At 37.2% G+C, this 18,818-nt stretch carries 16 protein-coding genes; 15 read left to right on the top strand and 1 reads right to left on the bottom strand.

Features of this window, described 5'->3' with window-relative positions; translation table 11 throughout:
* The first annotated feature begins 89 nt into the window (after positions 1-89).
* The 15 genes from G6R40_RS10045 (at position 90) to G6R40_RS09975 (ending at position 17,101) form a co-directional block, all read left to right on the top strand.
* Entirely contained in the window at positions 90-557 is a 468-nt protein-coding gene (locus G6R40_RS10045) for a division/cell wall cluster transcriptional repressor MraZ (RefSeq protein WP_165134810.1), read from the top strand.
* The gene (gene rsmH / locus G6R40_RS10040) at positions 547-1,440 is read left to right on the top strand and encodes a 16S rRNA (cytosine(1402)-N(4))-methyltransferase RsmH (RefSeq protein ID WP_165134807.1); all 894 of its coding nucleotides are present in this window, start codon (positions 547-549) and stop codon (positions 1,438-1,440) included. The genes G6R40_RS10045 and rsmH overlap by 11 nt, the downstream gene beginning before the upstream one ends.
* A gap of 21 nt (positions 1,441-1,461) precedes the next feature.
* A complete protein-coding gene (locus G6R40_RS10035; RefSeq protein WP_165134804.1) occupies positions 1,462-1,830 on the top strand; it encodes an FtsL-like putative cell division protein in 369 nt (122 codons plus the stop codon).
* On the top strand, positions 1,811-3,805 hold the full coding sequence (locus G6R40_RS10030) for a penicillin-binding transpeptidase domain-containing protein (RefSeq protein ID WP_165134801.1): 1,995 nt from the start codon (positions 1,811-1,813) through the stop codon (positions 3,803-3,805). The genes G6R40_RS10035 and G6R40_RS10030 overlap by 20 nt, the downstream gene beginning before the upstream one ends.
* Positions 3,806-3,814: 9 nt before the next feature.
* Entirely contained in the window at positions 3,815-5,275 is a 1,461-nt protein-coding gene (locus tag G6R40_RS10025) for a UDP-N-acetylmuramoyl-L-alanyl-D-glutamate--2,6-diaminopimelate ligase (protein ID WP_165134798.1), read from the top strand.
* Positions 5,276-5,304: 29 nt separating this feature from the next.
* A complete protein-coding gene (gene mraY, locus G6R40_RS10020; protein ID WP_165134795.1) occupies positions 5,305-6,546 on the top strand; it encodes a phospho-N-acetylmuramoyl-pentapeptide-transferase in 1,242 nt (413 codons plus the stop codon).
* Positions 6,547-6,604: 58 nt separating this feature from the next.
* Complete coding sequence (gene murD / locus G6R40_RS10015; protein WP_165134792.1) at positions 6,605-7,939, top strand: UDP-N-acetylmuramoyl-L-alanine--D-glutamate ligase; 1,335 nt, start codon at positions 6,605-6,607, stop codon at positions 7,937-7,939.
* Between the two features lie 20 nt (positions 7,940-7,959).
* Positions 7,960-9,195 carry an FtsW/RodA/SpoVE family cell cycle protein gene (locus G6R40_RS10010; RefSeq protein ID WP_165134789.1) on the top strand — a complete coding sequence of 412 codons (1,236 nt, stop codon included), beginning with the start codon at positions 7,960-7,962 and terminating at the stop codon, positions 9,193-9,195.
* Complete coding sequence (gene murG / locus G6R40_RS10005; RefSeq protein WP_165134786.1) at positions 9,182-10,288, top strand: undecaprenyldiphospho-muramoylpentapeptide beta-N-acetylglucosaminyltransferase; 1,107 nt, start codon at positions 9,182-9,184, stop codon at positions 10,286-10,288. Before G6R40_RS10010 ends, murG begins: the two co-directional genes overlap by 14 nt.
* 19 nt (positions 10,289-10,307) lie before the next feature.
* Complete coding sequence (murC, locus tag G6R40_RS10000; protein WP_165134783.1) at positions 10,308-11,672, top strand: UDP-N-acetylmuramate--L-alanine ligase; 1,365 nt, start codon at positions 10,308-10,310, stop codon at positions 11,670-11,672.
* Positions 11,673-11,699: 27 nt separating this feature from the next.
* Positions 11,700-12,644 (top strand): cell division protein FtsQ/DivIB, encoded by a 945-nt coding sequence (locus tag G6R40_RS09995; RefSeq protein WP_165134780.1) that lies wholly within the window; start codon positions 11,700-11,702, stop codon positions 12,642-12,644.
* A 23-nt stretch (positions 12,645-12,667) separates the two neighbouring features.
* Positions 12,668-14,035, top strand: a complete 1,368-nt coding sequence (gene ftsA, locus G6R40_RS09990; RefSeq protein ID WP_165134777.1) for a cell division protein FtsA — start codon at positions 12,668-12,670, stop codon at positions 14,033-14,035.
* Between the two features lie 58 nt (positions 14,036-14,093).
* A complete protein-coding gene (gene ftsZ / locus G6R40_RS09985; RefSeq protein WP_165134774.1) occupies positions 14,094-16,004 on the top strand; it encodes a cell division protein FtsZ in 1,911 nt (636 codons plus the stop codon).
* Between the two features lie 10 nt (positions 16,005-16,014).
* Positions 16,015-16,461, top strand: coding sequence for a GatB/YqeY domain-containing protein (locus G6R40_RS09980; RefSeq protein ID WP_165134771.1), 447 nt, complete (start codon positions 16,015-16,017; stop codon positions 16,459-16,461).
* 229 nt (positions 16,462-16,690) lie between these two features.
* A complete protein-coding gene (locus G6R40_RS09975; protein WP_165134768.1) occupies positions 16,691-17,101 on the top strand; it encodes a BrxA/BrxB family bacilliredoxin in 411 nt (136 codons plus the stop codon).
* A gap of 63 nt (positions 17,102-17,164) precedes the next feature.
* On the opposite strand, the gene recN is transcribed toward G6R40_RS09975, so the two are convergent.
* A complete protein-coding gene (gene recN / locus G6R40_RS09970; RefSeq protein WP_165134765.1) occupies positions 17,165-18,817 on the bottom strand; it encodes a DNA repair protein RecN in 1,653 nt (550 codons plus the stop codon).
* Position 18,818 lies beyond the last annotated feature (1 nt).

Raw genomic sequence — 18,818 nt, 5'->3', positions numbered from 1 at the left:
GTTTTTAAGCATCAAAAGTTATGAACATTAAGTAAAATTGTGGTAGAAAGTGGTAAAAAGTGGAAAAAAATTATATAAATTTGTCCCAAATGAATGATTTCATAGGCACATACGAATGTAAAATTGACGACAAAGGTCGCATCAAATTACCATCTTCTCTAGCAAAGCAGATGGAAGTCTTTGATGACCAGACGCTTGTTGTTAAACGTTCGGTGTTTAATAATTGTCTTGAGGTTTATCCTAAAAAGTCTTGGGATAAGGTGATGACAAAAATCAATTCATTGAATCGTTTTGTGAAAAAGAATGTCGAGTTCATAAGGGTTTTCACCGCCGGTGTTAAGGCTGTGGAACTGGATTCGAATTCGCGATTGCAAATTTCGAAAGATCTGGTAGTGTTCGCAAATCTTAAAAAAGATATTGTGATAACAAGCGCAGGTGAAATGTTTGAGATTTGGGATAAAATCGATTACGAGGCAATTATTAATGCGGCAACGCTTGATTTTGCAAGTTTAGCAGAAGAAGTAATGGGAAATATTAATAACGAAGATGTATCATAATCCTGTATTATTAAAAGATAGTGTTGACGCATTGGTCACAAATCCAGAGGGGATCTATGTGGATTGCACATTTGGTGGTGGCGGGCATTCGCGTGAGATTTTGTCAAGATTGTCGCCAGAAGGTCGTTTGTTTTCTTTCGACCAAGATACGGATGCCTTAAAAAATGCGATTGATGATCCTCGATTCACTTTGATTAATCAAAATTTCAGATTCTTAGAGAATTCCTTATTAATATATGGTATTTCTCAAGTTGATGGTATTTTGGCAGATTTGGGTGTTTCATCGCATCAGTTTGATGAGGCCGAAAGAGGTTTTTCCATCAGAAGTAATGCGCCCTTGGATATGCGGATGAATGTTATGCAAGGCTTGGATGCAAAAAGAGTTATTAATGATTATGAAGAAGAAGCTTTAGCAGATATTTTTTATTACTACGGAGAATTGCGCGAAGCTCGAAAATTGGCGCGCGAAATTGTTCATAAACGTAAAAATAAAGTTATTGAAACAACGCAAGATCTTAAAGATGTCTTTAGTTATATGCCGCCACATAAGAGCAACAAGTTTTTTGCGCAGTTATTCCAAGCGGTAAGAATTGAGGTTAATCAAGAGCTAGACGTATTAAAAGAAATGTTGGTGCAATCTTATCGAATTCTAAAACCTGGAGGACGATTGGTGGTGATTTCTTACCATTCTTTAGAAGATCGTTTGGTAAAACGCTTTTTGAAAAACGGAATGTTCGAAGGAGAACCAGAGCGCGACATCTACGGTAATTACAAAAAATCTTTTGAGCTCGTAAAGACAAAAGCTATTGTTCCAGATGATGCTGAGATTGAAGAAAACTCTCGTGCTAGAAGCGCAAAAATGAGAATAGGAAGCAAAATATAATCGAATAAATAAAAACACAAATTGGCAAAAAAAATCCTTAATCGACCTAAGAAAAAACTAACTCTGATAGATATTATCAAGGGGAATTTTCTTAATCGCGACGAAGTTAAGGTACATTACAGATATTTTTTGATGGTGTTCGGATTATTAATGGTGATGATATACAGCAACCACTTGGTAGGTAAAAAAATCGAACGCGTTAACGAATTAAAAGAAGAAACCGAAGAATACAAATCGAGAAATGCCTACGCGCAAAGTCGATTGATAAAGATAAAATTAGAATCGGAGTTGGGGAAAGAGATGCTTGGCGACTCGCTGATGACTTTGGAAAGTCACCCTATGAAACTCCTTATAAAACTAGATAGTACGGATGTCAAAACAAAGCACTGATTTCGAAAAAGAGCGTTCCAAAGCATTGAGATGGGGCTACCTTTTTACATTGGTAGCTTTTGGTCTCTTTACGATATTTTTGGGAAGGATTTTGATTTTGCAAAATACCAATGTTGAGGAATTTCAGAACAATTACATCAACAAAAATTACCGCGAGGCAACCCTGAAAGCAGCGCGCGGAAATCTTTATGCTTCGGATGGTTCTATTTTGGCAACTACGGTGATGCGTTATGATATTTATTTGGATTTCAAAACGATGCGCGATACGATTTATCAAAATAATATCAGCGATTTAACCGATTCTTTAAGTTTAATGTTTGACAAGCCGAGAAGCTATTTTCGCGCAAAATTTGATGAACAAAAGAAAAAGAAAAATCAATATTATGCATTAGTAAAAGGCCTTGATTTTGATGAATATGATAGAATCCGAAAATTTCCAATTTTTAATAGAGGAAAAAACAGAGGTGGTTTTATTGTTGATAGAAATTATAAAAGAGAACTCGCAACGACCCAAATTGGAGCAGGGACCATCGGAGCAGATAACGAAAACGGAAAATCAGGATTAGAAGGCGCTTTTAGCAAATATTTGACAGGGACAGATGGGAAGCGTCTTGAACAAAAAATTAACTCATCTCAGTGGAAGCCAATTGATTATTGGAAAGTTCAGGAGCCTGTTGATGGCGAAGACGTATACACGACTTTAGATTTAAGAATTCAAGATATTGCACACACAGCTTTAGAAAATCAGTTGATTAATTTTGATGCGGATCATGGTTGTGTCGTCGTTATGGAAACACAAACCGGAAAGGTTCGCGCGATGGTTAACCTCCGAAGAACCGACCCAGGTATTTATGTTGATGCTTACAATTTTGCTGTTAAAGATGCGCAAGAGCCAGGATCTATTATCAAAACAATGTCAATTTTGGCGGCAATGGACGATGGTTTTGTAGATGAAAATACGAAAGTTAATATCGGAAATGGCAACTGGAATTATGCAGGACAATTAATTACAGATGGTCATGGCGGCGGCACTTACGACGTGAGTGATGTTTTGGCGAAATCGAGCAATGTGGGTGCTGCTAAGATTATTACACAACATTATGCAGACAAACCCGAGGTTTTCCTAGACCACTGGAGACGTTGGAAAATGTTTGATAAAATGGACATTGAGTTGCCGGGTATTGCCAAACCTTCTATCCAAACACCAAAAAGTAAACGCTGGAACAAAGCGACTTTGGCTTCTTTAGCCTATGGCTATTCTTCTAGTTTTAGTTTGTTACAATTGACGACTTTTTACAATGGCGTTGCTAATCATGGGAAAATGGTAAAACCACTTTTTATTGATAAAGTCATGAAAGATGGAAAGGTCTTATACAATGCAAAACCAGAAGTGTTGGTGAATAAAATGGCATCGGACAAAGCTATCAAAATGATGACAGATGCTTTGACAAAAGCCGTAGAAAAAGGTACCGCGAAAAGTATTTATACACCGAATCTTAAAATTGCTGGCAAAACAGGAACGGCCAGATTCGAATATTGGAAACCTGGTCCAAGAAAATACCAAGCGTCATTTGCTGGATTTTATCCTTCAGATAATCCGAAATATACTTGTATCGTAATGATTAATCAGCCAGATACTTCAAAAGGATTTTATGGTGGATCGGTTTCGGCGCCAGTGTTTAAAGAGATTGCTGGAAAAACTTTCCTTAAAACACCTTTGAACATTGAAAAGGAAATGCTAGTAGAACATCCAGTAAAATTGGATAAAATGATTGAACCCAATCGAAAATTAAAAGTTGAAAATCGCGTGATGCCAAATGTTGTTGGGATGATTGGTAAAAGCACTATTCCGCAGTTAGAGAATTTAGGTTATCGCGTGGACTTCAAAGGGGTTGGGAAAATCATGGAGCAATTTCCTTCTGCAGGAGCTACGATTGGAAAAAATCAAAAAATATATCTGACTTTACAGAAATAATTGGTGAAAATGAATTTAGAGAAATTATTAGCAAACATTCCAGTTTTAAAAACCAAAGGCTCTTTGGATAAAGAGATTTCTATGCTTGCTTTCGATAGTAGAAAAGCTGTCGAAAATTCGCTGTATGTTGCGATAAAAGGTGTGCTTGCAGATGGACATTCATTCATCAATTCAGCAATTGAAAAAGGCGCGAATGTTATTGTTTGCGAAACATTACCAGAAATTTCACAAAACGATGTGACTTATATTTTGGTGGAAAACTCATCAAAAGCATTAGGACATTTAGCTTCTAATTTCTATGATAACCCATCCCAAAAGCTAAACTTAGTAGGTGTTACAGGAACCAATGGAAAAACCACTGTAACGACTTTGTTATTTGATATTTTTAAAAATTTAGGATACCAGTCTGCGCTTATTTCTACGGTGGAATATCGTATTGCCGATGAGGTTATCCCAAGTACACATACCACACCAGATGTCATTCGTCTTAACGAAATGATGGCAAAAGCAGTCGAAGAAGGCTGCGAATATGCCTTCATGGAAGTGAGTTCTCACGGAATTGTACAAGATCGCATCGAAGGATTACACTTCAAAGTTGCAGGTTTTACGAATATCACAAGAGATCATTTGGATTACCATAAAACATTTGATAATTATTTAGCAGCGAAGAAACGTTTCTTTGATGAGTTAGAAGCTTCCGCTGTCGCAATAACCAACGCGGATGATAAGAATGGCAATGTCATGTTGCAAAATACCAAAGCGGCCAGAAAGTCATTTGCGATGAAGACGATGGCAGATTTTCATGGAAAGCTTTTGGAAGTTGACTTCAACGGGATGTTGCTGAATTTTAATGGGAAAGAATTTTGGACGACTTTAACAGGGAAGTTCAATGTTTATAATTTGTTGTTGGCTTATGGCATCGCCATGGAATTGGGCATGAAAGAAAACGAAATTTTACAAGCGATTTCAAAACTTCACCGTGTTAATGGGCGTTTCGAAACTCTTAAATCAGACAGTGGAATTTTTTTCGTCGTAGATTATGCACATACGCCAGATGCTTTAGAAAATATTCTGGACAGCATCAACGAGATTCGTACAAAAAATGAAAGATTAATTTGTGTGTTCGGTTGTGGTGGCGACAGAGATCATGGCAAACGCCCGCAAATGGGAAAAATAGCTTCTCAGAAAGCAACAGTGGCAATTATCACCTCGGATAATCCAAGAACAGAAGACCCTACCGCAATTATTAAAGAAATAGAAACCGGCGTGGAACCGCAAAATTTTAATAAATATATTTCGATTCCGGATCGTAAAGAAGCTATTAAAATGGCGATAAAATTTGCTGAACCTAAAGACATTGTCTTGGTTGCAGGAAAAGGACACGAAACTTATCAGGAGATTAACGGTGTCAAACATCATTTTGATGATAAGGAAGTCATTAGAGAATTGTTAAACTTAATGGGGAAATAAACCTTTATAACCAAAGATTATAAAAGAAAATGTTATACTACCTAAACGAATATCTTATTAGCCACGGAATTCATGTTCCAGGGATGAATCTTTTCCGATACATTTCGTTTCGAGCTGCAATGGCGGTGTTGTTTTCATTGATTATTGCCTTAGCTTACGGTAAGAAAATCATCAATTATCTTCGTCAAAAACAGATGGGAGAATTGGTGAGAGATCTCGGTCTGGCTGGGCAAAAACAAAAAGAAGGCACGCCAACAATGGGAGGTATCATCATTATTGTGGCGACCATTATTCCGGTTCTTTTGTTTACAAAAATCACCAATGTCTATATTGTCTTGTTAATCATTTCTGTGTTTTGGATGGGCGCTATTGGCTTTTTGGATGATTATTTAAAGAAAATTAAAAAAAATAAAGACGGCCTGAAAGGCAAATTCAAAGTTATTGGACAGGTTGGCTTGGGACTTATTGTAGGGGTGACGATGTATTTCCATCCAGACATCGAGGTCAAAAGAAAATATTCTGATGCCAAAGTTGTCAACCGTAACAATGTCGAAAAGAATTTTATGCCAGAAGAAAGAATCCCTGTTTCGACAGTGCCTTTCACAAAAAATAATGAGTTTGACTATAGTGGACTTTTATTCTGGATGAGTCCAGATGAAGCACACGAATGGTCTTGGGTTGTTTTTATCCCCATTGTTATTTTTATTGTAACGGCTGTATCCAACGGAGCTAACATTACTGATGGTATCGATGGGCTCGCCGCCGGAACCAGCGTCGTCATATTGCTGACACTCGCGTTTTTTGCATATCTGTCGGGTAACATTATTTTTGCGGATTACCTCAATATCATGTTTTTACCCAATATGGGAGAGACAACCATTTTTGCCCTCGCTTTGGTTGGAGCAGTTATCGGATTTTTCTGGTACAATACTTATCCAGCGCAAGTTTTTATGGGGGATACCGGAAGTTTGATGTTAGGCGGTGTGATTGCCGTTTTAGCAATTATTTTAAGAAAAGAATTATTAATTCCTGTATTGTGTGGCGTTTTCTTGGTGGAAAACCTTTCTGTAATGTTGCAGGTGATTGTTTTTAAATATAGAAAACGAAAATACGGATTAGAATATGCACAAAATAACCGGCTGTTTTTGATGTCGCCTTTGCACCATCATTATCAGAAGAAAGGTTATCATGAAAGCAAAATCGTAAACCGTGCCATTATTTTGGGAATGTTATTGGCGATTATTTGTTTGATAACATTAAAAATTAGATAACTTAAAATACAAAGATTAAGAAGTTTTTAAATTTCAAAATCTCATAATGATATAACAGATGAAAGTAGTTATTCTAGGTGGTGGAGAAAGTGGCGTGGGTGCCGCTTATTTAGCAAAGAAAAAAGGCTTCGAGGTTTTCGTATCCGATATGGGAGAAATCCGTGACAACTACAAAAAAGAATTGCAAGATCTAGGTGTCGATTTTGAGGAAAGACAACATTCTGAAGACCGTATTTTGTCAGCAGATTGGGTTATAAAAAGTCCTGGAATTCCTAAGAAGGCCGACATCGTTCTTAAAATTAAAAATAAAAACATCAGACTATCTTCCGAGATAGAATTCGCTTCCGAGTTTACAGATGCCAAAATTATAGCTATCACAGGAAGCAATGGTAAAACGACCACCACGTCGTTGATTTATTATATTCTTAAAGAAGACGGTTTCAATGTTGGTTTGGGTGGAAATATCGGCAAAAGCTTTGCAAAGCAAGTTGCAGAAGATAATTTCGATTATTATGTTTTGGAAGTTAGCAGCTTTCAGCTAGATGACATACAAACTTTCAGACCTTATATTTCATTGTTGTTGAATTTGTCAAAAGATCATTTGGATCAATACAATTACAATTACGAAGAATATGCTTTAGCAAAGTTTAGAATTACAGAAAATCAAAATGAACAAAATTTTTTCATCTACAATAAAGATGACGAAATGAGCCAAAGGATTCTGGACAAACTGGATCTCAAAGTGAAAAAAGTACCCTTCTCTATGACCGAAAGTTTAGATTATGGTGCTTATGCTACGGATAATGATATTTCTGTGAATACTAATGAGCATTTCGAAATGAAAATCGATGAGCTTTCACTTTTAGGAAAACATAATGTTGCCAACAGTCTGGCAGCAAGTATTGCGAGTAAGTTATTGAATATCAGCAATGAAAGTATTCGCAATTCGCTGATGACTTTCCAAGCTGTGGAGCATCGTCTGGAAAATGTTGCGGATATCCAAGGTGTGCGATACATCAATGACAGCAAAGCAACCAATGTCAACGCCACCTACTTCGCTCTAGAAAGTATGAAACAACCAACGATTTGGATTGTGGGTGGAAAAGACAAAGGCAACGATTACACCGAGATTGAAGAACTCGTGAAAAAGAAAGTGAAAGCGATAGTTTGCCTTGGTGTTGATAATCAAAAAATTATCGATTTCTTTAAAAATGATAAAGAGCAGATCTACGACACCTCAAGTATGGAGGATGCGGTAAAGGTTTGTTCACAGCTGGCCGAGGAAGGCGATACGGTACTTTTGTCGCCTTGTTGTGCAAGTTTTGATTTGTTCAACGGTTATGAAGATCGTGGCAATCAGTTTAAACAAGAAGTTTTAAAATTAGAGAAATAAAAAGAAGCAGATAACAGAAGATGGAAAACCAAACGACAGATAATAAATTCGAGCTACTGAAGGGCGATAAAGTTCTTTGGATGGTTATCATTTTGATATCCTTTCTGTCGATATTTCCTGTATATTCGGCAAGTTCCAACTTGGAGTATATTGCTAACAACGGTACCACGACGAGCCATATTTTGAAACACATGATTTTCTTAGTCATAGGTCTCGGAATTATGCGAGGTATTGGCGCTATCAAATATGAGTATATTGGAAAGCTAAGTTCCATATTGCTAGGTGTAACAGTTATTTTGTTATGCATTACGATGTTTACGGGGCAGACGATTGACGGTGCTAGTGCTTCGCGTTGGTTAAAAATCCCTGGAACTCCGATTTCGTTCCAGCCGTCGTCTTTTGCTTATTTAATGTTAATCATCTACTTGTGCCGTTATTTAACAAAGAAAATATCAAGAGAAAGGCTGCCTATAGAAAATGTAATTTATATTTTCGGACCTATTTTGTTGGTGTTTCTCTTGGTTGCAAAAGACAATGGTTCTACAGGTTTGATGATTTTGATGGTGTCCATTGGTGTATTAGTTTTTGGACAATTACATTGGAAATACATTGCAGGATTTATTTCAACTTCGGTCATTTTAGTTGTAATGTTCCTATTGGTGGCGCTTAATACAAGTATGATTAATAACAACCGTGTACATACTTGGATGAGTCGCGTAGAAACATTTACCAATGCTAAAAAAGATGCCGACGTTGAAGACGAAGCGGTAAAAGCTAAAAACTACCAAGTCATGCAGGCTAAAGCGGCCATTGTACATGGAGGTTTTTATGGTATCGGTCCAGGAAAAAGTGCGCTGAAGCAGACACTTCCACAGTCGGTATCGGATTTTATTTTTGCCATTATAGTAGAAGAATATGGCTGGCTCGGCGCTTTGGTGCTCATCAGTCTGTACATGATTATGATAATTAGGATTGTGATGATTGCCAGTAAAATGCCAGCATTCTTTGGGTCCTTACTCGTCCTCGCAATTGGGCTTATGATTTTTGTGCAATTAGCTGTTAATATTGCTGTTGCAGTTAATCTAATTCCGGTTACAGGACAACCTTTGCCACTCATCAGTTACGGAGGTACGTCGATGTTGGTAACATACATTCAGTTAGGAATTATTCTTAGCATCAGCTCAAGAATTCAGGTATATGATGAAGAAGGATTAGGAAAAAAACAAACAATAGAAGAAATTAATGACATCGCCTAGAGTATTATTAAGCGGCGGGGGCACTGGAGGACACATCTTCCCAGCAATTGCCATAGCACAGGAAATCCAAAAACGATATCCTGATGCTCAGTTTTTGTTCATAGGAGCAGAAAACAAAATGGAGATGGAGAAAGTGCCTCAGGCAGGTTTTGATATTATAGGATTAAACATCGCTGGAATAGACAGAGGTAATTTGTTAGCCAATTTAAAATTACCGTTCAAGTTAATATCAAGTCTTAACAAAGTGAAAAAAATTATTAGAGATTTTAAACCTGATCTTGCAATTGGTACCGGTGGTTTTGCAAGTGGTCCTGCCTTGTGGGCGGCGGCTAGACAAGGCGTTCCGACTTTTATACAGGAGCAAAATGCCTATCCTGGTGTGACCAATAAGTTACTGAGCAAAAAGGCAAAAGCGGTTTTTACAGCTTATCCAAACATGGAAAAAGATTTTCCGAAAACGAAAGTTATTTTTTCTGGAAACCCCATCAGGCAAACGATAGTTTCAGATTTAATAGATTCTAAAACTGCAAAAGAACAAATGGGCCTCAACCCAGATCAGCTTTGTATTTTATCGGTTGGTGGATCTTTAGGATCAAGAACTTTAAATAACGGCTGGAAAGATAATCTTGAAAATTTTGCAAAAGAAAATTTGCAGCTTATCTGGCAAACAGGAAAATTGGATTTTGAAACTTTAAATAAAGATTCTCAAATCTCAGATTTAAAAAATCAAATTCAGTTGAAAGAATTTGTTTACGATATGCCATTGGCGTATTCGGCAGCGGATGTTATTGTGTCGAGAGCGGGCGCTATTGCGATTTCAGAATTGTCGGTAGCCGGGAAACCCGTATTATTGGTGCCTTTCCCATTTGCGGCAGAAGATCATCAAACCAAAAACGCCCTTAATTTGGTGCAACAAAATGCAGCCAAAATGGTGAAAGACTCCGAAATGAAAAATCTGTTTTGGTCAACATTGATGTCTATTTGCAAAGACGAGCAACTAAGAACAGACATGTCAAACAATATCAAAAGTTTTGCAAAACCAAATGCAACAATCGAGATTGTAGACGAAATTTTAAAAACGATAAATAAATAGTCTTCGGACAAAATATAAAATGAATTATCTAAATACATTCAAACATTTTTATTTCATCGGTATCGGAGGTATTGGGATGAGCGCTTTGGCGAGATATTTCCATGCTTCTGGCAGAGAGGTTTTGGGTTACGATAAAACCAATACCAAATTGACGACACAACTAATGGCAGAAGGTATTGACATTAGTTTTGAAGATAACATCGATGACAGAATTAAACAATTGTCTAGTCAAGATACATTGGTGATTTACACGCCCGCGATTAAAACTTTGGGAATTTTAGATTATTTCAAAGAAAGCGGATTCACGATTCATAAACGGGCAAAAGTTTTAGGTCTGGTAACCGAAGATACGCAGTGTATTGCCGTTGCAGGGACACATGGTAAGACCACGACATCAACTCTAATTTCGCATTTGTGTAAAGAAGCAGATTTGCCCTTTTCTGCTTTTCTGGGTGGAATTTCAGAAAACTTTAAATCCAATTTTCTGTACAACGGTAATGAATTGTCTGTTGTAGAAGCGGATGAATATGATAGAAGCTTCCTCAATCTTTCCCCAGATTGGGCGGTTGTAACGTCCATGGATGCTGACCATTTGGATATTTACGGCGACCGTAGTCATATCGAAGAAGGCTTCCGCGAGTTTGCCGCTTTGGTGCCAGAAGACCAACAGATTTTTGCGAGAAAAGGATTGGATATTGGTCGTCCGCATGTAACCTATGCAGTCAATGAAGAGGCCGATTACTATTCGGATAATTTGCGAATGGATCACGACAAAATTTATTTTGATTTCCATACGCCGACAGAAACGATTGCAGATTTTGTTTGGGAAATTCCAGGTATTCACAATGTTGAAAACGCGACAGTGTCGCTAGCGATTTTGAGCAAAATGGGCGTTTCTTTCGATGTTTTGAAAAACGCAATAACCGATTTTAAAGGCATCAAAAGACGTTATACCAAACATATTTTTGACAACGGAAAAATCTATATCGACGACTACGCGCACCATCCAACGGAGCTGAATGCCGTAATTGGTTCTATTAAAACCTTTTACCCCAACAAAAAATTGTTGATTGCTTTCCAACCGCATTTGTTCAGCAGAACAAGAGATTTTGCTGATGATTTTGCGAAAAGTTTGGCGAATGGTGACGATCTTTTGCTGTTAGAGATTTATCCAGCACGCGAACTTCAGGAGAATTATCCCGGTGTGACGTCTTCTTGGTTGGCGGAAAAAGTAGATACACACAACAAAGAAGTGGTGAGCCTTGCTGAAAGTTTTGACAAAATTAAAGAAAGAGATTTCGATATTTTATTGACCGTTGGTGCTGGGAATATCGACACTTTGTACGATCCAATTATGGAATGGATTAATAATGTAAAAGTGTAATTTTTTACATGCATTAAGCTAAATAGAATGAAGAATAAATACAGAATATTAAAAATTTTAGTAACCGTAGGAATACTGGTTTTTCTGCTGAGTTTCTCTTTGAAACGTTTCAGTGAAAAATCTGTGTCTGAGTCTAAAATTAAGCTGAATAACGATGCGACTTCTGTATATTTTATTTCAGAAAATGAAGTTTCGGATTTAATCAAAAAATACAATCCAGAAAATAAAATAGGAACATTGGACATCCCAAAACTTGAGGAAAAACTTAACAAAAACGATTTTGTAGATAGCGCCAATGTTTATTTGGATCTTAATGGTACTTTGAATGTTGATGTTAAACAAAGGGTTCCTGTGTTTAGACTGCAGAAAGAAGGACGAGATTTTTACGTAGATGCTAAAGGTGTAGAGTTTCCGATTTCAAGAAATTATTCCTATCCGTGTTTGTTGGTTTCAGGGAACGTGAAAAAAGATGAATACGCCGCGCTGAGCAATCTTGTAGAAAAGATCAACAAAGATGATTTTAGTAAAAAATATTTTATAGGAATCTCAAAATACGATGGCGATTACAGTCTTTTGACCAGCGAAGGTCATTATAAAGTTGAGATTGGCGATCTTAATAATATCGATTTTAAAGTAAAGGGTTTCAAAACTTTTGTTGAAAAATATTTGGTGTATCAGAATCCAGAAAAGTACAAAAGAATTTCTGTGAAATACAATAATCAGATTGTAGCAACACTCAATCCTTATTTTAAAGAAAATGATAGTGTTCTTAAAGCACAAGAAAAAGCTTTGGAAAAACCTTTGGCAAGATTAGAAAAAAAAGAAGAAGTCGCGAAGCCTGAAGCCAAACCAAAGGCAACAGTTGCAAAGCCAAAAAAAGAACCTAAAAAAGAAGAAAAACAAAAAACACAACAAAAAGCTTCTCCTAAAAAAGAAGAACCTAAGAAAAAAGCAAAAGTAATAGTAGAATAAAAAAATCAAATCGAGCATAAAAAATGGAAAATCACGAGTATTCAGTAGGTCTGGACATTGGGACAACTAAGATTGTCGCCATTGTTGGCAGACGCAACGACCGAGGAAAGATTGAGATCCTCGGCGTAGGAAAAGCAAAAAGTCTCGGCGTTCACAAAGGGATTGTTAACAACATTGCACAGACGATAGGCTCTATCAAAGCCGCGATACAAAAGGCGGAGACCAGCTCTGGTGTTTCTATTCGGAAAGTTACAGTTGGCATTGCTGGAAAACATATCCGTTCTTTACAACATTCGGATTATATCATGCGAGAACATCCGGATAAGTACATTACAGACGATGATATCGAAGCACTTAAGGATCAAGTTCGTAAGTTGGTTATGCTTCCAGGTGAAGAAATCATTCATGTTCTTCCACAAGAATACAAAGTCGATTCTGAAGGAGAAATCCAAGAGCCAATCGGTATGCATGGCAAACGTTTAGAAGCTAACTTCCATGTGGTAGTCGGCCAGATGGGCTCTATTCGTAATATTGTAAGATGTGTTCGCGAAGCTGGTTTAGAGATGGAGGCATTAACTTTAGAACCTTTGGCATCTTCGGAAGCTGTTCTTACCAAAGAAGAAAAAGAAGCGGGGGTTGCGATTGTTGACATCGGTGGTGGTACTACAGACATCGCTATTTTTAAAGATAATATTATCCGCCACACTTGTGTTATCCCTTACGGAGGTGGTATTATTACAGACGATATCAAAGAAGGATGTTCTATCATCGAAAAACATGCAGAACAACTAAAGGTTAAATTCGGATCTGCAGTTCCAGAATTAGAAAAAGATAGCACCTATGTAACCATTCCTGGTTTGCATGGGCGTCCAGATAAAGAAATTTCACTGAAAGTTTTGGCGCAGATTGTTAATGCTCGCGTTGAAGAAATTTTAGAAATGGTAAATACCGAACTAAAAGCTTACGGTGCATTCGAACAGAAAAAGAAATTGATTGCCGGTATTGTCTTAACAGGTGGCGGGTCCAACCTAAAACACCTGAGACAATTAGCAAATTATATCACAGGTTTTGATTCCAGAATTGGTTTTTCTAACGAGTATGTTAGTAATGATAAAAATCAACAACTAAAAGGTCCAGAATATGCAACCTCAATAGGATTGTTGATGGAAAGTCTTAAAATTCGTGATAAAAAATCATCGAATGAAGAGGTGGAAGAAGTGGTTGCAACAGTCAAGGTTGACGAGACAACAGTCGAAGTACCAATCCAAAATATGGAACTGCCAGATGTAGAAGAAATCGAAAAACCTAAGCAAAAATCTAACGAAGGAAAACAAACTTTCGGGCAATCGATTTTAGAAAAAGTTAAAAAATTCTTTGAAGAAGTAGAATAAATTAGGAGCTTAATTTTATTTTTAAATAATCAAGCGGAACATTATAAAAATTGTAACAATGGAAAATATAAATAACAACCAAGGATTTTCATTTGACCTGCCAAAAGGCAACTCCTCGATCATCAAAGTTATTGGTGTTGGAGGCGGAGGTAACAACGCTCTGAAGCACATGTACGAGAAAGGTATTTTGGGCGTAGACTTCGTTATTTGCAATACAGATTCACAAACTCTCGATAATAACCCAGTGGCTAACAAAGTACAGTTAGGGACTTCTACAACCGAAGGATTGGGTGCTGGAGCTGATCCAGAAGTTGGCGAAAAAGCAGCTATCGAAAGTATCGACGACATCAAAGCTGCAATGGGACAAAATACCAAAATGGTCTTTATTACAGCGGGTATGGGTGGCGGTACTGGTACAGGTGCGGCGCCAGTTATTGCAAAAGTTGCAAAAGAAATGGGAATTCTTACCGTAGGTATTGTGACGGTGCCTTTTAGTTTTGAAGGTAGAAGAAGACTTGATCAGGCAGAACAAGGTTTAGAAAAACTTAGAAATAACGTTGACTCGTTGATTGTTATTAATAATGATAAATTAAGACAACAGTTCGGGAACTTAGGATTCAAAACAGGATTTTTAAAAGCCGATGAAGTTTTGACCAACGCTGCAAAAGGTATGGCAGAAGTTATTACAGGTTATTTCGATATCAATATCGACTTCCGTGATGCGAAATCTGTCCTTCAGAATTCAGGAACTGCATTGATGTCAACAGGCGCGGCACAAGGCGAAAATAGAGCAGAAGAAGCGGTTAAAAAAGCTTTGGATTCTCCGTTATTAAATGACAACAAAATCACTGGGGCCAAAGACGTTTTACTATTGATTCGTTCTGGAAACGAAGAAGCAACAATGGACGAAATCGGACTTATCAACGATTATATCCAGAGAGAAGCCGGCAACACAGCAGAGATTATCTTCGGGGTTGGGTCGGATGAAGAATTGGGTGAGAGCATCAGCGTATTGGTTATCGCAACAGGTTTTTCTAATGATAACATCAAACACTCTGGCACAACAGAAACCATCAAATATAACCTTCTTGAAGATCGAGAATCTTCTTTGCCAAAACGCACAGATTCGCCTTTCAAAACAAGAGCTGAAAAAGATGCAGAAGATGGCGTTAGCACAGGACGCAACGTATTCCGCCTAGAAGATGATGAGGATTTTTCAACTCCCAATTTTCCAACTAATACTTTCGCCGGAACTGCTGTAGAAGAAGTTCCTCAGGAAGTTAAGTTTTTCGAAAAAGAAGAATCCGAAAGCTTCAACCAAAATTGGGAGCAATCAGAAGCACCTCAGGATTTTAACCTTTTCAACTATGACGAGGAGGAAGAGTTTAGTCCTATCGAGGATTTAGAAGCGGAAGCTTTTACTTTTGAGATCGAAAATAAAATTAATAATCAACACAGTATCCAAGTTAATAACGAAGAAAAACCAGTTGAAATTAATTTTGTAATTAATGAGCCGATTCAGAATGAAGAGATGTTTGTACATCAAGAAGAAGAAGCGGAGCCAATCATTAATAAAGTTGAAAAAGTTGAAGTTGTACAAGAGATAGTAGCAATTGAGGAAGAGCTCAAAATAGAAGTTCCTCAACCAGAAATGCTCTACAATTTTGAAGAACCAAAAGCTGCCGAAAAACCATTTGTGGAAGAGCAGGAAGATGAATTCACTTTCATCAACAAAACAGCAGAATCGAATAAAATTTTGGAGAGAAGAAACAAACTGAAAGAGTTTAACTCTCGTTACCAAAAATTTGACTATGCTGAAGAGTTTGAGAGCATTCCGGCATTCAAAAGAAAAAATATTGATATCGATGGCAACAATGCCTCCGATAACAGTATCAACAATTTTTTGAGCGATAACAATGGGAGAGTACAGCTTCGTGAAAACAAATTTTTGAATAAAGACGTTGACTAATTTCATAACAATGAGTTTAGAACAAAAAATAACAGACGCGATGAAAACTGCGATGAAAGAGAAAGACAGAGTTGCTCTGGATTCTTTACGCGCAGTGAAAGCACAGATTCTTTTGCTAAAAACAGAGCACAAAGGTGCAGATGTTTCCCAAGAACAAGAAATTGCAATTTTGCAAAGAATGATTAAACAAAGAAAAGATTCTTATGATCAATTTTCAGCGCAAAATCGTATGGACCTAGCAGAAGTAGAAGCACAACAATCCAAAGTGATTAAGAAGTTTTTACCAGAACAGCTTTCCGAAGAAGAATTGGAAACTGAAATCAAGCGTATTATCGCTACAACAGGTGCCGAAGGTGCCAAAGACTTAGGAAAAGTAATGGGTGTTGCATCCAAAGAGCTAGCCGGAAAGTCAGATGGGAAAAGCATCTCGACTATGGCTAAAAAATTACTTTCCTAAAAAGCCTTGTTGGTTTATTGGTAATTAACAGAATTATCAACCAACAACTAAAATAAGGATATCCAAATTTTGCATATCGATTTGATTAATGGAACCCAATTCTAAATCTTAGAATTGGGTTTTTTACGCCATTTTGTCGCAATAGATTTTTGGCATTATTTTGATAACCTAAGTCAATATTAAAATTCGATATTAATCAATATCTTTGTTAAACTAAAATATAAATATTATGTATCCAGCAGATTTAGTAATGCCAATGAAGGCAGAGCTTACCGATAAAGGCTTTGAAGATTTAACAACACCAGAACAAGTTGACCAAGCGCTTAAGCAGTCGGGGACAACATTATTAATGATTAATTCTGTTTGTGGTTGTGCAGCAGGAGCAGCAAGACCAGGAGCAGTTTATTCTTTAACAGGTGACAAAAAGCCCGATCATTTGGTAACTGCTTTTGCAGGTTTCGATACAGAAGCTGTTGCAGAAGCTAGAAAATTGTTAGCACCATTTCCACCATCGTCACCATGCATCGCATTGTTTAAAGATGGAGAACTGGTACACATGTTAGAGCGTCACCATATCGAAGGTAATCCAGCAGGAGCAATTGCTGCTAACTTGCAAGCTGCTTATAACGAATATTGTTAAGAATAAAAGCTATAGTAACATAAAAAAGCTTCCAAATTTTGGAAGCTTTTATTGTGAATAAATTTAGATATTCATTAATTCTTTGGCTTGGGAAATAGCCGCTTGCGTTACAGTACTTCCAGAAAGTAGTTGTGCAATTTCATGCAGACGTTCGTCATCGCTAAGTGGTATGATGTTAGAACGCGTCAATCCGTCAACATCCATTTTGGTGACTTTATAATGGTGGTCGGCTTTTGCCGCTACTTGTGCAAGGTGTGTTATGACAATTAGTTGCATATTTTTACCCATATCGTACATTACTTTTCCAATTTCTTCCGCAACACGTCCAGAAACACCCGTATCAATTTCATCAAGAATTAAAGTTGGTAAATTGCTATGTTCTGCCAGGACTTTCTTAATGGCTAACATCACGCGAGAACGTTCTCCACCAGAAATGGCCGTATGGATAGGCTTCATAGGAAAACCAGAGTTGGCTTGGAAAAGGATTTGGATATGTTCCTTTCCGAAAACATTATATTGGGAAGATTCAGTTAATTCGATGCCGATTTTCGCCTTTTCCAGACCTAATTGTTTTAATAAAGTTTCGATTTGTTCAACCAAATTCGGGGTGCCTTTTTCCCGCAGTTTCGAAAGTTCTTTAGCTTCTTTTTCTAAAGTTTTTTCGAGTTTTAAAATCTTGGATTCTATTTCTGCGATTTCTTCCTCCAAATGCTGAAAACCCGATTGCTCTTTTTCCAATTGGTTTCGGACTCCTACCAAAGCTTCGACCTCTGTAACCTGATGTTTTAGAAATAAAGCGTTTATCAGATTGGTTTGTTGTAGCATTTCTGCCAAAGCTGCAGGATCTATCTCAACTTTTTCAAGCTCTGATTCTAAGTCTTGAAGAATATCTTTAATTTCAAAATAAGATTCGTCAAAACGTTTTTGTAGTTCTTCAAACTTTGGTGAAACATCGCTTATTTTTTGAAGTTTTTGTTTCGCTTCCAAAAAATGTGAAAGTACACCAAGTTCTTCCTGATGGAACTTCTGGATGATTTGACCTAAATTTTCCGATATAAATTCTGCATTTTCTTGCAGGCTTAATTCATCTTGAAGTTGTTTAAAATCAATTTGATCCAACTGCAATTCGTTCAGCTCATTGAGTAAGAAATTTTTATAATCTGCCTCTTTGTGTGCCTCCGCAAATTGCTGTTTCAGCGTTTGAAGTTGACGTTTTAATGCTTGATATTGACTGAAATTTGATTGATAAATTTCTAGCTCTTTTTGATTCTTTGATACCGAATCTAATATTTGAAACTGATAATCTTCGGTAAATAATTGCGACGTTTCGAACTGAGAATGGATGTCAATAAGTTTCGAAGATAAGTCTTTCAAAATATCCAACGTTACAGGAACGTCGTTGACAAAAGCGCGTGATTTTCCACTTGCCAAAATCTCACGACGAATAATGGTGTCAACATCGAAGTCCAAATCTTGTTCATCAAAAAAGCTTTTAAAATCTTCCTTAATGCTGAAATGTGCTTCTACAAGACATTTTTTGTCGGTGTTGCTAATGGATTTTAGATCGGCGCGTTCGCCCATAATAAGGCGCAAAGCACCCAGTATAATAGATTTTCCCGCACCAGTTTCTCCTGTTATGACTTCCATTGCTTTGTGAAGCTGGATGTCAAGATGGTCAATCAGCGCAAAATTCTGAATTATAATTCTTGAAAGCATA

Source organism: Chryseobacterium sp. POL2 (assembly GCF_011058315.1).
Classification (GTDB): domain Bacteria; phylum Bacteroidota; class Bacteroidia; order Flavobacteriales; family Weeksellaceae; genus Soonwooa.
Note: the sequence above shows the minus strand (reverse complement) of the source record. Positions and strands in the feature narration are given on the sequence as shown.

Coding starts and splice junctions, on each gene's coding strand:
- G6R40_RS09975 (WP_165134768.1), top strand. CDS start 16,691: ATGTATCCAGCAGATTTAGTAATGCCAATGAAGGCAGAGCTTACCGAT.
- G6R40_RS10030 (WP_165134801.1), top strand. CDS start 1,811: ATGTCAAAACAAAGCACTGATTTCGAAAAAGAGCGTTCCAAAGCATTG.
- recN (WP_165134765.1), bottom strand. CDS start 18,817: ATGCTTTCAAGAATTATAATTCAGAATTTTGCGCTGATTGACCATCTT.
- G6R40_RS10025 (WP_165134798.1), top strand. CDS start 3,815: ATGAATTTAGAGAAATTATTAGCAAACATTCCAGTTTTAAAAACCAAA.
- rsmH (WP_165134807.1), top strand. CDS start 547: ATGTATCATAATCCTGTATTATTAAAAGATAGTGTTGACGCATTGGTC.
- murG (WP_165134786.1), top strand. CDS start 9,182: ATGACATCGCCTAGAGTATTATTAAGCGGCGGGGGCACTGGAGGACAC.
- ftsA (WP_165134777.1), top strand. CDS start 12,668: ATGGAAAATCACGAGTATTCAGTAGGTCTGGACATTGGGACAACTAAG.
- murC (WP_165134783.1), top strand. CDS start 10,308: ATGAATTATCTAAATACATTCAAACATTTTTATTTCATCGGTATCGGA.
- G6R40_RS09995 (WP_165134780.1), top strand. CDS start 11,700: ATGAAGAATAAATACAGAATATTAAAAATTTTAGTAACCGTAGGAATA.
- G6R40_RS10045 (WP_165134810.1), top strand. CDS start 90: ATGAATGATTTCATAGGCACATACGAATGTAAAATTGACGACAAAGGT.
- ftsZ (WP_165134774.1), top strand. CDS start 14,094: ATGGAAAATATAAATAACAACCAAGGATTTTCATTTGACCTGCCAAAA.
- G6R40_RS10010 (WP_165134789.1), top strand. CDS start 7,960: ATGGAAAACCAAACGACAGATAATAAATTCGAGCTACTGAAGGGCGAT.
- mraY (WP_165134795.1), top strand. CDS start 5,305: ATGTTATACTACCTAAACGAATATCTTATTAGCCACGGAATTCATGTT.
- murD (WP_165134792.1), top strand. CDS start 6,605: ATGAAAGTAGTTATTCTAGGTGGTGGAGAAAGTGGCGTGGGTGCCGCT.
- G6R40_RS09980 (WP_165134771.1), top strand. CDS start 16,015: ATGAGTTTAGAACAAAAAATAACAGACGCGATGAAAACTGCGATGAAA.